This is a genomic window from Caulobacter sp., assembly GCF_017744445.1.
Taxonomy (GTDB): domain Bacteria; phylum Pseudomonadota; class Alphaproteobacteria; order Caulobacterales; family Caulobacteraceae; genus Caulobacter.
Window position 1 is genome coordinate 1 of sequence record NZ_JAGIBH010000013.1, and the last position, 15,765, is coordinate 15,765.

General features: G+C 67.6%; 13 protein-coding genes and 1 pseudogene. 7 read left to right on the forward strand and 7 right to left on the reverse strand.

Going from position 1 to position 15,765, the window contains the following annotated elements:
- Positions 1-138: pseudogene (locus J7528_RS18160) on the forward strand (hypothetical protein); the annotation flags it as partial.
- Here J7528_RS18160 and J7528_RS18165 read toward each other — a convergent pair.
- Positions 135-656, reverse strand: coding sequence for a GNAT family protein (locus J7528_RS18165; RefSeq protein WP_291877223.1), 522 nt, complete (start codon positions 654-656; stop codon positions 135-137). The pseudogene J7528_RS18160 and the gene J7528_RS18165 overlap by 4 nt on opposite strands.
- Positions 657-722: 66 nt before the next feature.
- Here J7528_RS18165 and J7528_RS18170 point away from each other — a divergent pair, with 66 nt between their 5' ends.
- Entirely contained in the window at positions 723-1,100 is a 378-nt protein-coding gene (locus tag J7528_RS18170) for a nuclear transport factor 2 family protein (protein WP_291877225.1), read from the forward strand.
- 114 nt (positions 1,101-1,214) lie between these two features.
- Complete coding sequence (locus J7528_RS18175) at positions 1,215-3,038, forward strand: DUF885 family protein (protein ID WP_291877228.1); 1,824 nt, start codon at positions 1,215-1,217, stop codon at positions 3,036-3,038.
- Between the two features lie 58 nt (positions 3,039-3,096).
- On the opposite strand, the gene J7528_RS18180 is transcribed toward J7528_RS18175, so the two are convergent.
- Complete coding sequence (locus J7528_RS18180; protein WP_291877231.1) at positions 3,097-4,704, reverse strand: EAL domain-containing protein; 1,608 nt, start codon at positions 4,702-4,704, stop codon at positions 3,097-3,099.
- A 263-nt stretch (positions 4,705-4,967) separates the two neighbouring features.
- On the opposite strand from J7528_RS18180, the gene recA reads away from it, so the two are divergent.
- A complete protein-coding gene (gene recA, locus J7528_RS18185; RefSeq protein ID WP_291877233.1) occupies positions 4,968-6,038 on the forward strand; it encodes a recombinase RecA in 1,071 nt (356 codons plus the stop codon).
- A 420-nt stretch (positions 6,039-6,458) separates the two neighbouring features.
- Positions 6,459-9,104, forward strand: a complete 2,646-nt coding sequence (gene alaS, locus J7528_RS18190) for an alanine--tRNA ligase (protein WP_291877235.1) — start codon at positions 6,459-6,461, stop codon at positions 9,102-9,104.
- A gap of 110 nt (positions 9,105-9,214) precedes the next feature.
- Here the strand turns inward: alaS and J7528_RS18195 are convergent, their stop codons facing one another.
- A complete protein-coding gene (locus tag J7528_RS18195; protein ID WP_291877237.1) occupies positions 9,215-9,955 on the reverse strand; it encodes a 3-oxoacyl-ACP reductase family protein in 741 nt (246 codons plus the stop codon).
- 190 nt (positions 9,956-10,145) lie between these two features.
- Between J7528_RS18195 and J7528_RS18200 the strand changes: the two genes are divergently transcribed.
- The gene (locus tag J7528_RS18200; RefSeq protein WP_291877239.1) at positions 10,146-10,718 is read left to right on the forward strand and encodes a TetR/AcrR family transcriptional regulator; all 573 of its coding nucleotides are present in this window, start codon (positions 10,146-10,148) and stop codon (positions 10,716-10,718) included.
- Between the two features lie 34 nt (positions 10,719-10,752).
- Here the strand turns inward: J7528_RS18200 and J7528_RS18205 are convergent, their stop codons facing one another.
- The gene (locus J7528_RS18205) at positions 10,753-11,181 is read right to left on the reverse strand and encodes a cupin domain-containing protein (RefSeq protein WP_291877241.1); all 429 of its coding nucleotides are present in this window, start codon (positions 11,179-11,181) and stop codon (positions 10,753-10,755) included.
- 162 nt (positions 11,182-11,343) lie between these two features.
- Between J7528_RS18205 and J7528_RS18210 the strand changes: the two genes are divergently transcribed.
- Complete coding sequence (locus J7528_RS18210) at positions 11,344-11,844, forward strand: hypothetical protein (protein WP_291877244.1); 501 nt, start codon at positions 11,344-11,346, stop codon at positions 11,842-11,844.
- On the opposite strand, the gene J7528_RS18215 is transcribed toward J7528_RS18210, so the two are convergent.
- From J7528_RS18215 to J7528_RS18225, 3 genes are read right to left on the reverse strand one after another with little or no spacing between them, the layout of a single operon-like run.
- Positions 11,841-12,218, reverse strand: a complete 378-nt coding sequence (locus J7528_RS18215) for a VOC family protein (RefSeq protein WP_291877247.1) — start codon at positions 12,216-12,218, stop codon at positions 11,841-11,843. The two genes, J7528_RS18210 and J7528_RS18215, sit on opposite strands and share 4 nt — an antisense overlap.
- 56 nt (positions 12,219-12,274) lie before the next feature.
- Complete coding sequence (locus J7528_RS18220; RefSeq protein WP_291877248.1) at positions 12,275-13,564, reverse strand: PepSY-associated TM helix domain-containing protein; 1,290 nt, start codon at positions 13,562-13,564, stop codon at positions 12,275-12,277.
- Between the two features lie 9 nt (positions 13,565-13,573).
- Positions 13,574-15,661, reverse strand: coding sequence for a TonB-dependent siderophore receptor (locus J7528_RS18225; RefSeq protein WP_291877251.1), 2,088 nt, complete (start codon positions 15,659-15,661; stop codon positions 13,574-13,576).
- Positions 15,662-15,765 lie beyond the last annotated feature (104 nt).

The following is a 15,765-nucleotide window of genomic DNA, read 5'->3' on the forward strand; positions in this document are numbered from 1 at the left end:
GTCTCGTCGCCTATCGGCGCCGATCCACCTCCCCCGCAAGCGGGGCAGGAGGGTGCAGCTTCCTCCTCACCCGTGAAACGGGGGAGGTGGCGCGATGCGAAGCATCGTGACGGAGGGGGCGCTCAGCGTGGCGCCTAGCGCCGCCGCTCCATCATCACGATCGGAGACCCCTTGTAGGTCGTATGCGCCTTGATCAGGAACCCCATCTTGGCCGCCAGGGCCAGGGACGGCGCGTTGTCGGCGTCGATGATGCAGGGCACGACCGGCGGGGCCATCGCCTGGTCGATCCAGGCCAGACCCGCGCCGACCGCTTCGGTTCCAAAACCCTGGCCGTGCGACCAGGCCGCCAACACCCAGCCCATCTCCGGCAGGCCATACAGGCTGGGCGTCAGGTCGCGGCGCAGGTCGGCGAAGCCGACCTCGCCGACATACCGCCCCGTCGAGGTCTCGCGCACGGCCCAGTAGCCGAAGCCCAGCACCGCCCACAGGCCGCGGGCGCGCATCAAGCGGGTCCAGCTCTCCTCCTCGGTGAAGGCGCGGCCGCCGACGTGGCGGACCACCACGGGGTCGGCCCACATGGCCTTGCTGTCCTCGAAGTCCGACAGCTGCGGCGCGCTGAGCGTGAGGCGGGCGGTGGTCAGGGTAGGAACAGGCATGAGACTCGCGGTTTGCGGCGGATGCGGCTCGCAAGCTACACCGACACCACGACCTGGAAAGAGCCCATGACCACGCCCGCTGACGCCATCGCCGCCCGCCGCAAGCTGACCAACAAGCTGATCGCCGCCAAGGACGCCGCGCGGCTGCGGCCGTTCTTCGATCCGCGCATGACCCTGATCGCTGGCGACGGTTCGCTGTTGCTGGGGGCCGAGGACGTGCTGGCCGCCTTCGCCGGCCAGTTCGCCGATCGCGGCTTCATCGCCTATGTCCGCACGACCGAGCAGATCGACCTGGACGCCGACGGCAATCGCGCCGCCGAGCGCGGCCGCTGGGTGGGCTCGTGGAAGGACGCGGCCGAACAGTCTGGGACCTATCTGGCCACCTGGAAGAAGGTCACCGGCCAGTGGGTGATCGAGAACGAGCTCTTCGTGACCCTGGCCTGAGCGGTGTGACCGCAATCACTGCTGGATTTCGCCGGATGACTCGGAATTAATTTCGCCAAACTCGGGGAGGGGCCTACGCCTTCGCCTCTAATTACGGGCCTGGGAGGGAAAGCCTTGCTCAATCGTCGCCATATGATGTTCGCCACCGCCGCCGCGGGCTTCGCCGCCACCGGAGGCGTGCCGACCCTGGCTTTCGCGCGTGAAGGCGAAGTCGCCAAGCTGAACGCCCTGTTCGACGACATCATGGCCAAGCAGCTGCGCCAGTCGCCCGAGACGGCCACCAGCCTGGGCCTGGACAGCGGCGACCTGGCCTGGACCAAGGACCTGCTGACCGATCGCTCGGCCGCCGCCATCGAGGCCGGCAAGGCCCAGACCGCCCGGCAGCTCGCCGCCCTGCGCGGCATCGACCGCCGCGCCCTCAAGGGCATGGACGCGGCCAACTACGACACCGTCGAATTCGTGCTGGCCGTCCAGGACGAGGGCAACAAGCAGTTCACCTACGGGGGCGGCGGTTCGGGCGCGCCCTACGTGCTCTCGCAGCTGACCGGTTCGTACCAGCAGATGCCGGACTTCCTGGACACCCAGCACAGCATCGAGACCAAGGCCGACGCCGACGCGTACCTCGCGCGGATGGAGGGCTTTGCTCGCCTGATGGATCAGGAAACCGCCATCGCCAAGCAGGACATGGCCGACGGCGTGATCCCGCCCGACTTCATCATCGATAAGGCCCTGGTCCAGATGAAGGCCTTCGCCGACACCCCGACGGCCGACGCGCCGCTGGTCAAGTCGATCGCTCGCCGGACCAAGGAAAAGAACATTGCCGGGGATTGGGCCGGTGAAGCCTCCAAGATCTACGAAGGCTCGGTGCTGCCGGCCCTGAAGCGCCAGATCGCGCTGATGGAATGGGCTCGCCCCAAGGCCGTGCACGACGCCGGCTGCTGGCGCTTGAAGGACGGCGGCGCCTACTACGCCACGTCGCTGAAGAACTACACGACCTCGACCCTGACGCCGGACGAGATCCACCAGCTGGGCCTGGACCTGGTGAAGTCGATCTCGGCCGAAGCCGACAAGTTGTTCAAGAGCATCGGCATGAAGACCGGCACGGTCGGCGACCGCATGCGCGAGTTGGGCAAGGACATCTATCCCAACACCGACGCGGCCAAGGAACAGCTGATCAAGGACCTGAACGAAAAGGCCGCCTGGATCCAGAAGCAGCTGCCGGCCTATTTCGGCGCCCTGCCCAAGGCTCCGCTGGAGATCCGCCGCGTGCCCAAGGCCATCGAGGCCGGCGCCCCGGCCGGCTACTACAATTCGCCCTCGCTGGACGGCAAGCGCCCCGGCATCTACTGGATCAACCTGCGCGACACGGCCGAGCAGGCCAAGTACATCCTGACCACCCTGACGGTGCACGAGGGCGTCCCGGGCCACCACCTGCAGGGCTCGCTGTCGAACGAGGCCGAAGGCCTGCCGATGATCCGCAAGCTGGTCTGGTTCTCGGGCTACGGCGAGGGCTGGGCGCTCTATTCCGAGCAGCTGGCCGTCGAGATGGGCATCTACAAGAGCGACCCGCGCGGCCATATCGGCATGCTGCACGACGCCCTGTTCCGCGCCGTCCGCCTGGTGGTCGACAGCGGCATGCACCACAAGAAGTGGAGCCGCGAACAGGCCGTGAAGTACATGGCCGAGACCATGGGCGACGAGGAAAGCGGCACGATCACCGAGATCGAACGCTACGTCGTGTGGCCGGGCCAGGCCTGCAGCTACATGATCGGCAAGATCGTCTGGCTTCGCGTCCGCGCCAAGGCCCAGAAGGCGCTGGGCAAGAAGTTCGACATCCGCGAATTCCACGACGCGACCCTGCTGTCGGGGGCCATGCCGCTGACGGTGCTGGAACGCGTGGTCGACGACTACATCGTCAGCAAGGGCGGCAAGGCCTAGTCGTGAACTCCTCCCCCCCTCAATGGGGGAGGGGGACCGTCGAAGGCGGTGGAGGGGGTTAGCCCCAGCTGTCCGAAGCCCCGGCCCGGCGCGCCACGGCTTTGACCGGCGCGCTGGGTCGCAGGGCGGGGGCGGGCTTGTCGGCGGGCTTGCCGTACAGCCAGCCCTGGGCGAAGTCGACGCCCGCCGCGCGGACGATCTCCTCGACCTCGACGGTCTCGACCATCTCGGCGACGGTGCGGATCTTCAGATCGCGGCACAGCTCGACCAGGCGGCGCACCAGGGCCCCGTCGCGGCCGTTGTCGGCCAGTTCGCGGACGTAGCGGCCGTCGATCTTCACGATGTCCAGCTGCAGCTGCTGCAGGTAGGCGAACGAGGACGAGCCGGCCCCGAAGTCGTCCAGGCAGACCAGCGAGCCCATGCCGCGCAGGGCCTGGATGTGCTGGTTGGCCACGGCCAGGTTGTCGATGGCGCGGGTCTCGGTGATCTCGAAGATCAGCCGGCCCTTGGCCTCGTCGAACTTGGCCAGCAGGCGACTGACATGGTCGACGAAGCTCTCGTTGCCGATCGTCTGGCCCGAGACATTGACCGCCAGGCGCAGCTTGCGCTCCTGGTCATTGGCCAGCTTCTTGACGGCCTGCTCGACGATGGCGTGGTCCAGCTCCTCGATCAGGTCGAATTCCTCGGCCATGCGGATCAGGGCGAACGGGCTGCCGCCGTCCTCGAACCGCACCAGGGCCTCGTGGTGATGGGCCAGGCCCGTGGCCAGCGAGACCACCGGCTGGTAGGCCAGGGTGAAGCGCCGCTGGCTGACTGCCACGCCCAGGGCGCCGGCGCGGGCCAGGGTCCGCTTCACGGACCGGTTCATCGCCTCCGACAGGGTCATCGGCGGCATGTCCTTCAGGCCCTCGCGCAGGAAGTCGTCGAGGGCGTAGCGCAGGGCGCGCAGGGCGCGGGACGAGCCGCCGCCGGACTCCAGCGGCACCAGGTGGGCGTCGGCCTCGGCGCTGACCATCTTGGTCAGGCGCTTGACCATGTTCTCGGGCCGGTCGTCGCGTTGGCGCAGCAGGGCGAAGCGGTCGGGCGACAGGCGGGTGGCGGCCGAACCGCCGTGCGACTCGGCGCGAACGGCGCTGGCGACGCGGACGTCCAGGGCCTGGGCCTCGCTGGGCGTCAGGCCTTCGCGCATGGCCCCCAGGCCCGCGAACTCGACCATGGCCAGTTCCAGCTCCAAGCCGGTGACGCGGGCGGCCTCGAACAGGCCCTGGGCGATATCGTCGAACGACTCGCGAGGCTGCAGGCTGTCGGCGGTCAGGGGAGGGCCGGCCGACTGGGCGGCGGTGACGGCGCACGAAACGCGGCCGTCGTTCTCCGGCAGGGCGCGCAGGATCACGCGGACGCAGCGCTCCTCGGTCCCGGCCAGACGCAGCACCACGGGACCCCGGCGGATGCCGTCGTCGGCGCAGCTGAGCATGGCCTCCATCAAGGGGCGGTCGTCGGGGTGGAACAGCTCAGACCAGGCCTGACCCGTCAGGCCGACCTCGGACTTGCCCATGACCTTCTGCGCCGCGCCCAGCGCCAGGCGCACGCGGCCGCTCTGCAATTCCACGAGAAGATCGGCGCTGGCGAAGGCCAGCCCCAGCAGGCGGCGCGGATCAATGGACAAGTCGATAGTCCCCCGAGAAGCGGCGAAGCTGGCACAGCGGGACTTAAGGACCAGTTTCGGCGCGGCGGGCGCCAACTGATTTCAGAGTCAGAAGGGTGCGGCATTCTGGCCTACGTCAGAAACGGACGTTTCTAGCGATGAGAACATCTTGCGAACTCGGAACAAAGCATGTACGCCTTAACTGTGTTCCACAGGTCGTTGGGACGCGGCGCTGGAAGCGCCGATCGGGCGACCGGAATCATGGGATAGAGGGCGGATCAACAATGACCAGTCAGGCGGCTTTGAAACTCGTGGGCAAGGAAGAAGGCGACAAGCAACGCGCGCTAGAGGCGGCTCTCGCCCAGATCGACCGCGCGTTCGGCAAGGGCTCGGTGATGAAGCTGGGCGAAAAGGGCAAGGTCGAGATGGAGTCCGTCTCCACCGGCTCGCTCGGCCTGGACATCGCCCTGGGCATCGGCGGCCTGCCCAAGGGCCGGATCGTCGAGGTCTATGGCCCGGAAAGCTCGGGTAAGACCACCCTGGCCCTGCACGTGGTGGCCGAGGTCCAGAAGGCCGGCGGCACCGCCGCCTTCGTCGACGCCGAGCACGCGCTGGATCCGTCCTACGCCTACAAGCTGGGCGTCAATCTGGACAACCTGCTGGTCTCGCAGCCCGACAACGGCGAACAGGCCCTGGAGATCACCGACACCCTGGTGCGTTCGGGCGCCGTCGACATCGTGGTCGTCGACTCGGTCGCGGCCTTGACCCCGAAGGCCGAAATCGAAGGCGAGATGGGCGACAGCCTGCCGGGCCTGCAAGCCCGTCTGATGAGTCAGGCGCTGCGCAAGCTGACCGCCTCGATCAACAAGGCCAACACCATCGTCATCTTCATCAACCAGATCCGTCACAAGATCGGCGTGATGTACGGCAGCCCCGAAACCACCACGGGCGGCAACGCGCTGAAGTTCTACGCCTCGGTGCGCCTGGACATCCGCCGCACCGGCTCGGTCAAGGTGCGTGACGAGATCATCGGCAACAACGTCCGCGTGAAGGTCGTGAAGAACAAGGTGGCCCCGCCGTTCCGCGAGGTCGAGTTCGACATCATGTACGGCGAGGGCATTTCCAAGCTGGGCGAAGTCATCGACCTGGGCGTCAAGGCCGGGATCATCGACAAGGCCGGTTCGTGGTTCTCGTACGGTAGCCAGCGCATCGGCCAGGGCCGCGACAATGTCCGCGAGTTCCTGAAGACCAACCCCGACGTCGCCGCCTCGATCGAAGCGGCCGTCCGCAAGTCGTCGCAGAAGATCGAGGAAGAGCTCCTGGTCGGCGGCCCGGAAGAGGGCGAAGAGGACTAAGAACGAGGCCCCAGACCTAAACCTCTGGGCCTTACGGTTTCGCGGCCCTCGCCCGACCCCGGGCGTCCCCGCCTTCAACACGCTCGCGGCCGGACCGCCGCGAGGGCCGCGATTGCAGGCCGCCTGGACCCCATGCCAGGCGGCCTATTTCGTTTCTGGGACGGAGATCCTCCCCCACGATGCGGGGGAGGTGGCCCGGAGGGCCGGAGGGGGCTAGCTCGGCCTAAGCAGCACTTGCCCCCTCAGTCGGCTCCGCCGACAGCTCCCCCGCATCGCGGGGGAGCATCTCAGCCTCCGAACCCGCCCTTTTCCGCCTCAACCTGGGTCCCCATCTGTGGATCGGTTTCCCCTTCGCCAAAAACCGCGCTATGCAGCGCGCGACTCCCGGCCGCTCGCCGGACGCCCACACTTGAGACGCTCATGCCCAGCTTGAACGAGATCCGCAGCACCTTCCTCGACTACTTCGGCAAGGCCGATCACGCCGTGACGCCCTCGGCGCCGCTGGTGCCGCAGAACGATCCGACCCTGCTGTTCGTCAATGCCGGCATGGTGCCGTTCAAGAACGTGTTCACGGGCGCCGAGACGCCGGCCCATCCGCGCGCGGCCAGCTCGCAGAAGTGCGTCCGCGCCGGCGGCAAGCACAACGACCTGGACAATGTCGGCTACACCGCCCGCCACCACACCTTCTTCGAGATGCTGGGCAACTTCTCGTTCGGCGACTACTTCAAGGAACAGGCAATCCACCACGCCTGGACCCTGCTGACCGGCGAGTTCAAGCTGCCCAAGGAAAAGCTGCTGGTCACGGTGTACCACACCGACGACGAGGCGGCCGCGCTGTGGAAGAAGATCGCCGGCCTGTCGGACGATCGCATCATCCGCATCCCGACCAGCGACAACTTCTGGTCCATGGGCGACACCGGCCCGTGCGGCCCGTGCTCGGAAATCTTCTACGACCATGGCGAAGGCATCCCCGGCGGCCCTCCGGGCAGCCCGGATGAGGACGGCGATCGGTTCATCGAGATCTGGAACCTGGTCTTCATGCAGTTCGAGCAGCTGGCCGGCGGCGAGCGCGTCTCGTTGCCCAAGCCCTCGATCGACACCGGCATGGGCCTGGAGCGCGTCGCGGCGGTCCTGCAGGGCGTGCACAACAACTATGACGTCGACCTGTTCAAGTCGCTGATAGCCGCCTCGGTCGAGCTGACCGGTGTTGCGGCCGAGGGCGACCAGGCCCCGTCGCACCGCGTCATCGCTGACCACCTGCGCTCGTCGTCGTTCCTGCTGGCCGATGGCGTCACGCCGTCGAACGAAGGCCGCGGCTACGTCCTGCGCCGCATCATGCGCCGCGCCATGCGCCACGCCTATCTGCTGGGCGCCAACGAGCCCCTGATGCACCGCCTGGCGCCGACCCTGGTGGCCGAGATGGGCCAGGCCTATCCGGAACTGCGCCGCGCCGAGGCCTCGATCGTCGAGACCCTGCGCCAGGAAGAAGAGCGTTTCCGCGTCACCCTGGGCCGCGGCATGGGCCTGCTGGACGACGCCACCGCCAACCTGACGGCCGGCGGCGTGCTGGACGGCGAGACCGCCTTCAAGCTGTACGACACCTACGGCTTCCCGCTTGACCTGACCCAGGACGCCGTGCGCGCCAAGGGCCTGACTGTCGACACCGACGGCTTTGATGCGGCGATGCAGAAGCAGCGCGAGATGGCGCGCGCCAACTGGGCCGGTTCGGGCCAACAGGCCGGCGCGGCCGCCTGGTTCGCGATCAAGGAAAAGGCCGGCGCGACCGACTTCGTCGGCTATGAGAACACCGAGACCACGGGCGTCGTGAAGGCGATCGTCGTCGACGGCGTCGAGGTCGAGAGCGCTTCTGCCGGCGTGACCGCCGAGGTCGTGCTGGACCGCACCAGCTTCTACGCCGAGAGCGGCGGTCAGGCCGGCGACACCGGCGTGATCGAGGCCAATGGCCGCGAGAACCGCGTCATCGACACCCAGAAGCAGGCGGGCGAACTGTTCGTCCACCGCGTCGAGCTGTCGGGCGACCTGAAGGTCGGCGACCAGGTCGTGGCCTCGGTCGACGCCGAGCGCCGCCATACCACCCGCTCCAACCACTCGGCCGCCCACCTGGTGCACGCCGCCCTGCACCACGTGCTGGGCCCGCACGTCGCCCAGAAGGGCCAGATGGTCGACGGCGAGCGCATGCGCTTCGACTTCAGCCACGGCGGCCCGCTGACGGCCGAGGAACTCGACCGCATCGAGGCCGAGGTCAACGAGGTCATCCGCCAGAACGTCCCGGCCGAGACCAAGGAAATGGCCCCGCAGGAGGCCATCGAAGCCGGCGCCGTGGCGCTGTTCGGCGAAAAGTACGGCGACAGCGTCCGCGTCCTGACCCTGGGCAAGTCGCTGGCCGACGAAGCCAAGGCCTATTCGGTCGAGCTGTGCGGCGGCACCCACGTGGCCCGCACCGGCGACATCGCCCTGTTCAAGATCGTCTCGGAGCAGGGCGTCGCCGCCGGCGTGCGCCGCATCGAGGCCCTGACCGGCGAGGCGGCCCGCCGCTTCCTGCTGGACCAGGCGGGCGTGGCCAAGTCGCTGGCTGATCAGTTCAAGACCCCGGTCGCCGACGTGGCGAGCCGCGTCGACGCCCTGATCGCCGACCGCAAGCGTCTCGAGAAGGAACTGGCCGACGCCAAGAAGCAGCTGGCCCTGGGCGGCGGTGGCGGCGCGGCGGCCGGTCCGGAAGACGTCAACGGCACGGCTCTGATCGCTCGCGTCCTGGACGGCGTCGGCGGCAAGGAGCTGCGCGGCGTCGCCGAGGAGTTCAAGAAGCAGCTGACCTCGGGCGTCGTCGCCCTGGTTGGCACCAGCGACGGCAAGGCCGCCGTCACCGTGGCCGTCACCGCCGACCTGACCGGCAAGTTCAGCGCCGCCGACCTGGCCAAGGCCGCCGTGATCGCCATGGGCGGCCAAGGCGCCGGCGGCAAGGCCGACTTCGCCCAGGGCGGCGCGCCCGACGACAGCAAGGCCAATGAAGGCCTCGCGGCGGTCAAGGCGGCGCTGGCCGGCTGATCGGGCCTCCAGCCTAAGACGAGATGAGGGGACGCCGAAAGGCGTCCCCTTTTTCACGCGGCTAGCGGAGGTTCGCAGGGGCGCGCGAAAACGCCCCCTGCGAACGGGATCTAGGTCAGCGCGCCGCCGTCGACGTTCAGAATCGTCCCCGTGATCTGACGGGCGGCGGGCGACGCCAGGAAGGCTACCGCGGCGGCCACGTCCTCCGGCTTGCCGTAGCGGCCGAGCGGGATCAGCGAGCGCTGAAAATCCGAAGATTCGCCATCGGACGGGTTCATGTCGGTGTCGGTCGAGCCCGGCTGCACCAGGTTCACGGTGATGTCGCGCGGACCCAGTTCACGGGCCAGGCCGCGGTTGAACGACTGCAGCGCCGACTTGGTCATGTAGTAGGCGGCGCCCGGATCGCCCACGATGCGGTCGGCGCCGGCCGAGCCGATGGTGATGACACGACCGCCGGCCTTCAGGTGCGGAATGGCCGCCTGGGCCGCGAAGATCGGCGAGCGCACGTTCACCGCCAGGAGGGCGTCGACATCTTCCTGGCTGATCTCGGCGAACGGGGCGTAGCGGGCGATGGCGGCGTTGTTGACCAGGATATCGAGACCGCCGAGCGCGGCCGCCGCCTCGTCCACCGACCGCTTCACCGCCGCGACGTCGGCGCTGTCGGCCTGGATGGCGACGGCTTTGCGACCCTTGGCCTCGATGGCCTTCACGACCTCCGCGGCCTTGTCGGCGGCGCGTTCGTAGGTGATGGCGACGTCCGCGCCCTGTTGGGCGAGCTCCAGAGCGATCGCGGCCCCGATGCCGCGAGAAGCGCCTGTCACCAGGGCGCGCTTGCCAGCCAAATTCGTCATGTGAGTCCAGAGTCCATTTATGGAGTGATCGATACACAAATAGCTAGGAAGGTTGTCGGACCGGTTCAAGGGACTTATCTAACGATCGATGCAAAATTCAGAACAAGGTCCGAAAAGCGACGCCAACACCCTAGGGCGCGGGCGCGGTCGGCCGCGCGCGTTCGACCGCGACGCGGCGCTGGCTCAGGCGATGCTGCTGTTCTGGGAGCGGGGCTACGAGGCCACGTCCATCTCCGACCTGACCGCGGCGATGGGGATTGGCGCGCCCAGCCTCTACGCGGCGTTCGGTTCGAAGGAAGCGCTGTATGGCGCGGCGCTCGACCATTACCGCCAGACCTATGACGAGATGGGCTGGGGTGGGTTCAGGGCCGGCGCAACGGCGCGCGAGGCGGTGGCGGCGTGGCTGCTGGACTCGGCCGCCTCCTTGACCGGTTCGCTGTGCGACATGCCCCGAGGCTGCATGGTGACCTTGTCCATGGTCGGCGAAGAAGGCCATGCGAGCCTCGGCGAGTTGGTCCGCGCGGCGCGCCTGGGCAGCTTGGAGCGGCTGAAGGCGCGACTGGATCAAGGCGTGGAGGCCGGCGAGCTTCCGGCCGCAACCGACGTCCACGCCCTCGCCCGCTTCGTTCAGACGGTCCAGAGCGGGATGTCGATCCTGGCGCGGGATGGCGCGACGCGGGCGGAACTGGAAGCCGTGGCGCGGATCGCGATGCGGAGCTTCGACGCGCGTCAAGACCAGGGTCCTTCCACGTCAACAGTTTAAGTTCCACTCGCCACTTCCAGTTATCAGCGGGTCGCTACTTCGCGCCCGGCAGCTTGATTCCCAGCAGGACCAACCGCTCGCCGGTGATCCCGAACCAATGCGGCACGCCGGCGGGGACGAGGATGACGTCGCCCGGCCCCAGTGTCCGGGTCTCACCGCCATCGATCTGGCTGCCCTCGATCAGGTTGGGGTTCTTGGGCTTGGGATCGGCCATGGTCCCGCCGGAAATCAGCGTGCCGGCGCCCTCCAGCACGATGGCGTATTCGGCTTCGGTGGGGTGAACGGCGGGGCGGCCGGGTTTTTTCCAGATTTCGATCGCCGCCACGGTAGCGCCGTCGCGCACCAGCGGACGCCACATGAACCCCTGATCGGGCTTCATCGCCGTGAGCATCTCGCGGATCTGGGCCTGGACATCCGCGCTGCTGGCGAAGCCGGAAGGTTCGGCGGCGGAAGCGGTGGCCAAGCCCGCCGAGACGGCAAGCACCAACGATGTTGCGCAGATCGTGAAAATTCTCGCCATTGCCTTCACCGCAGCTCTCCCTCGGTCGACTGAGGTTGTGACTTGACGGCAGTGCGCGCGCCAGTTCAATAGAATTACATATGTAGTTCAAGTCCGGATGGTCGTATGTCGCGAAAGGCTCTGATGGTCGTCGGTCTGCTGGCCTTGGCCGGCTGCGGGCAGAATGCGCAGGCGCCAAAGCACTTCGCGCCGCCGGCCCTGTGGCGGATCGAGGTGGTCGAGGACTCCGGCGGCCAGACAGGTGTGGTCATGGTCTGCGCCAATCCCGAGGTGGTCAGCTCGTTTTCGCGCGTCGAGCCGAATATCAACGGTGCGCCCTGCCAGCTGTATGGCCAGGCCGCCAAGGACACCGCCGACGAGCACATCAAGCGCTGCCAGGTCGGCGACGCGCGCTACGGCCTCTATGTCACGACGACACGCCACAAGGTCGACGACTTCACCGTCCGCTTCGCCCTGCAGCCGCTGCAGTCCGCCGGCGGCAAGGTTGTCCAGGCGCGCCGCTACCAGCGCATCGGCCCGTGCCCGACGGGCTGGAAGGCTGGCGACCAGGGGCCGCCCGGCGGCGCGCCGACCTCCAATGTGCTGAGCGGGCAGGGACCGGGTTAGCTCTTCAAGAAAGCCGACAGCTTGTTGCCGTCGGGATCGCGGACATAGGCCAGGTAGTAGCCCTCGCCATAGGCTGGACGTGGACCGGGCGGGCCGGCGCAGGATCCGCCCTTGTCCATGGCGGCGGCGTAGAAGGCGTCGACCTGCTCGGAGGTTTCGGCCTTCAGCCCCACCATGATGCCGTTGCCGGCCTTGGCGGGCTGACCGTTCTCGGGGCTGCAGATCATGACGGTGGCGTGCTCGGGATCGGGGCCGTAGCCGATCCAGTCGCCTTGCCGCCAGAGCCGCTGGTTGCCCAGCGCGCCCAGCACGGCGTCGTAGAAGTCGCCGGCGCGGTCGATGTCGCTGGCGCCGATGGTGATGTAGCTGATCATGGCGTCTCCTCCTGACGCCAAGACTAGGCCGGGCCGCTGACAGGGATTGTCAGCAGTCAGGCCTTCGCCTGGCGGGCCACCCGCGCCTTGCGCTTCTTCAGCCAGATCACGACGCCGGTGACGCTGAGCGCGGCCACCACCACGCCCATGAACGAGATCAGGATTCGTCCGGGCAGGCCCAGGATGCGGCCCGAGTGCAGCGGGAACTGCGCCTGGACGAAGATGTCGGCGGCGGTGCCGACCCATGGCAGGCGCTCGCCGGCGGGCAGGCCCGTCTGGCCGTCATAGTAGAGATAGGGCGTGCCGACCCCCGCCGCGCCGTGGTCGCCGCCCGGCTGGTGGAAGGTCACGCCATAGACGCCATAGGCCGGGGCATAGAAGGCGCCGCCGACGGGGTCGGTCCAGCCGCGCTTCCTGGCCTCGACCTTGGCCGTCTCGATGACCTGGGCATAGGTCTTCCTGGCGATGATCGGCTGGTCCAGCGGCGCGGGCGTGCGCAACTCGAACGGGCCGGGCGTGGTCTTAGAGACCTTGGACAGCACCGGATAGAAGACCTCGGTGTAGAGGTTTAGCGAGAAGGCCGTGAAGGCCACGGTGAACAAGACGCCCCACAGCCACAGGCCAAAGGCCCGGTGGATGTCGAAATTGATCCGGTAGGCGCTGGCCTTGGTCTTGATCTGCCAGGCGGGCTTCCAGCGGCTCCAGTAGCCTTTCCCGGTCCCCTTTGCGTTCTTTTGGGCCGGCAGGGTGAGGTAGAAGCCGGCGAAGCAGTCGATCGTCCAAAGCACGGCGATCGCGCCCATCAGCCACACACCCCAGCGGTCGACGCCCCACATGGCCGGGATGTGCAGGGTGTAGTGCAGCACGTAGAGGAACGAGACGAAGGTCTCGGTCGTGATCGGCCAGGCCGCGCCCCAGTTGCGTCGGCCCAGTTCGTCGCCGGTCGCCGGATCGATGAAAACCTGGTTGTAGCCGGGCGTGTACAGCTTGCCGGTGGTCGGGTTCTGCTTGGCGTCGACCCCGAAGGCGTAGGCCTCGCCCTTTTCCGGGGCTAGCGGGATGAAGGTGACCTGGACGCGCGGGTCGCGGGCCTCGATCAGCTTGGCCACCTCCAGCGGGGCCTTGGGCGTCCCTTCGGCGCGAGCGTGCATCAGGTGCGGGTTGAGCAGGTCGTCCAGCTCATGGTCCCACGAGATGACCGCGCCGGTGACGCCCGAAATGAACAGGAAGCCGGCGATGAACAGCCCCACCCAGCGGTGGAAGAAGCCCAGCAGCGGGCGCACGGCCTGCTTGGGCAGGCTCAGGCTAGGGGCTTTGGCCAGGGCAGGCGGGGTGCGGGCGTCCATGACCTGCTCCTAGAACGTGTAGTCGAGACGCAGCGAGACGCTGCGCGGGGCGGCGTAATAGGCCTGGTTCCACATCAGGCTGGCCAGATAGGTCTTGTCGGTCGCGTTCTTGACGTTGACCGTGGCGCGGACCTTCTCCGTCAGGTCGACGCCAGCCATCAGGTCGATGACGCCATAGGCCTTCTGGGTGACGGGCACGATGTCGGCGCCCTCGATATCGTCCTGCCAGCGGACCTGGGCCCCCAGGGTCAGGTTACGCAGCGACGGGATGGTGTAGGTGGTCGAGGCCTTCAGCGTCTTGCGCGGGGTGAACAGGCGGGCCTTGTTCCCGTCGGCGTCCTTGATGGTCAGGTCGGTCCAGCCCAGACTGACCCGCCACTGGTCGTTGATCGCGCCGACAGCCTCCAGCTCGTAGCCGGTCGCTTTGGTGTCGACGCCGGCGTAGTAGCTCTTGCCGTCCGGGAAGTCGCCGGCATAGGTCGCCAGGCCGGCCTGGCGCGAGGTGAACACCGCGCCGGTCAGATAGAGGCGCTTGTTCAGCCACTCGCTCTTGAAGCCGGCCTCGTAGCTCTTGCCGTGGGCCGGATCCAGCCGCGCGTGGGTGACGTCGACTTCCGACTGCGGATTGAAGATGTCGGTGTAGCTGGCGTACAGCGACACGTTCTCGGACAGGTCGAACACCGCGCCGGCGTAGGGGCTGACCTCGCTGTCGTTGCGCGGGGTGTCGGCGCCATACGAATAGCCCTTGGATTTCAGCTTCAGGGCGTTGAAGCCGGCCACGACCTTCAGGCGGTCGGAGAGGTTCAGGTGGGCGGCGGCGTAGAAGCGCGACAGGCGGTCGACCTGGTCGGTGGCCAGATAGGCGCCGGGGAAGGTCGGCTCGGCGACCTGGACGCTGCCCCAGTCCTTGATCGACGGATAGATGATCGGGTCCTGCGAGAAGTCCTCGTACTCATGCCCGTGCGAACGTGAGGTCTGGCCGCCGATCACCAGCTGGTGCTCGCGGCCGAACGCCTGGAACGGACCCGAGGCATAGGCGTCCAGGATGTAGTTCTCGTAGATCGACGGATAGACGCCGGCCATGCCCTCGACGCCCAGGCCCGTCACCGGATCGGGATTGTTGTAGGCGTACAGCAGCTTGGCGTTCTCCTCGAAACGCTTGAACGTTCCGATCGCCTTGACCTGCCAGTCGTTGTCGAAGCGCCAGGCTAGCTCGGCGAAGGCGGTCTGGTCGCGGACGTTCCAGTGCGTCCAGTCGGCCGAGGTCGAGGCCGAGCGCGGATAGTCGATCCGCGTGCCGTCGCTATAGACCAGGGGCAGGGCGCCCCAGTTGTTGCCGCGGGCGCGGTTGTCCTGCATCGACCAGCCGACCGTGGCGGTCAGGTTCGAGGTCGCGTCCCAGGCCAGCAGGGCGCCGTAGACGTTCCGGTTGACGCCGTAATAGTCCAGATAGCTGTCGCGATCCTCGTTGGCGTAGATCAGCCGGCCGGCCAGCGTGCCCGAGGCATTCAGCGGACCCGAGACGTCGGCCTCCAGCCGCTTGTTGTCCCATGAGCCGTACTGCAGCGCGCCCGAGGCCTGGAAGGTCTTGGTCGGGCGCTTGCGGACGTAGTTGATCGTCGCCGACGGATTGCCCGTGCCCGTCATCATGCTGTTGGCGCCGCGCACGGTCTCGACACGCTCGAACAGCACCGTGTCCAGCTCGCCGAACTGGATGCCCCAGATCAGCGGCAGGCCGATGCCGTCGGCCTGGAAGTTGGTGATGTCGAAGCCGCGCGAGTTGTAATAGGTGCGGTCGGTCTCGACCCGCTCGACATTGACGCCCGTCACCTGGTCGAGCAGCTGGTTCACGTCGGTCAGGGCGAAGTCCTTGATCCGCTCCTGGTTGATGATCGTCACCGACTGGGGCGTCTCGCGCAGGCTCATGTCGAGACCCGTCACCGCCGAGGTGCGGGTGCGCGCGCCGGTGATCACCACGCCTTCGACCTGGTTGGCTTCCGCCGCGCTGTCCGCGCCAGTCTCGGTCGCCAGAGCCAGGCATGGAACGCTCGTCACGGCGACGCCAGCCAGCAGAAGGGCGCGGAGGGACGGGGTCATGGACAACCTCTGTGCAAACGATAATGACTCGCAAGAGCGTTTAGTGGTCGAGACAAGGGGTGTCAAACACGGCAAGCGTGACGGTGCGCAATTTATGGGATGAA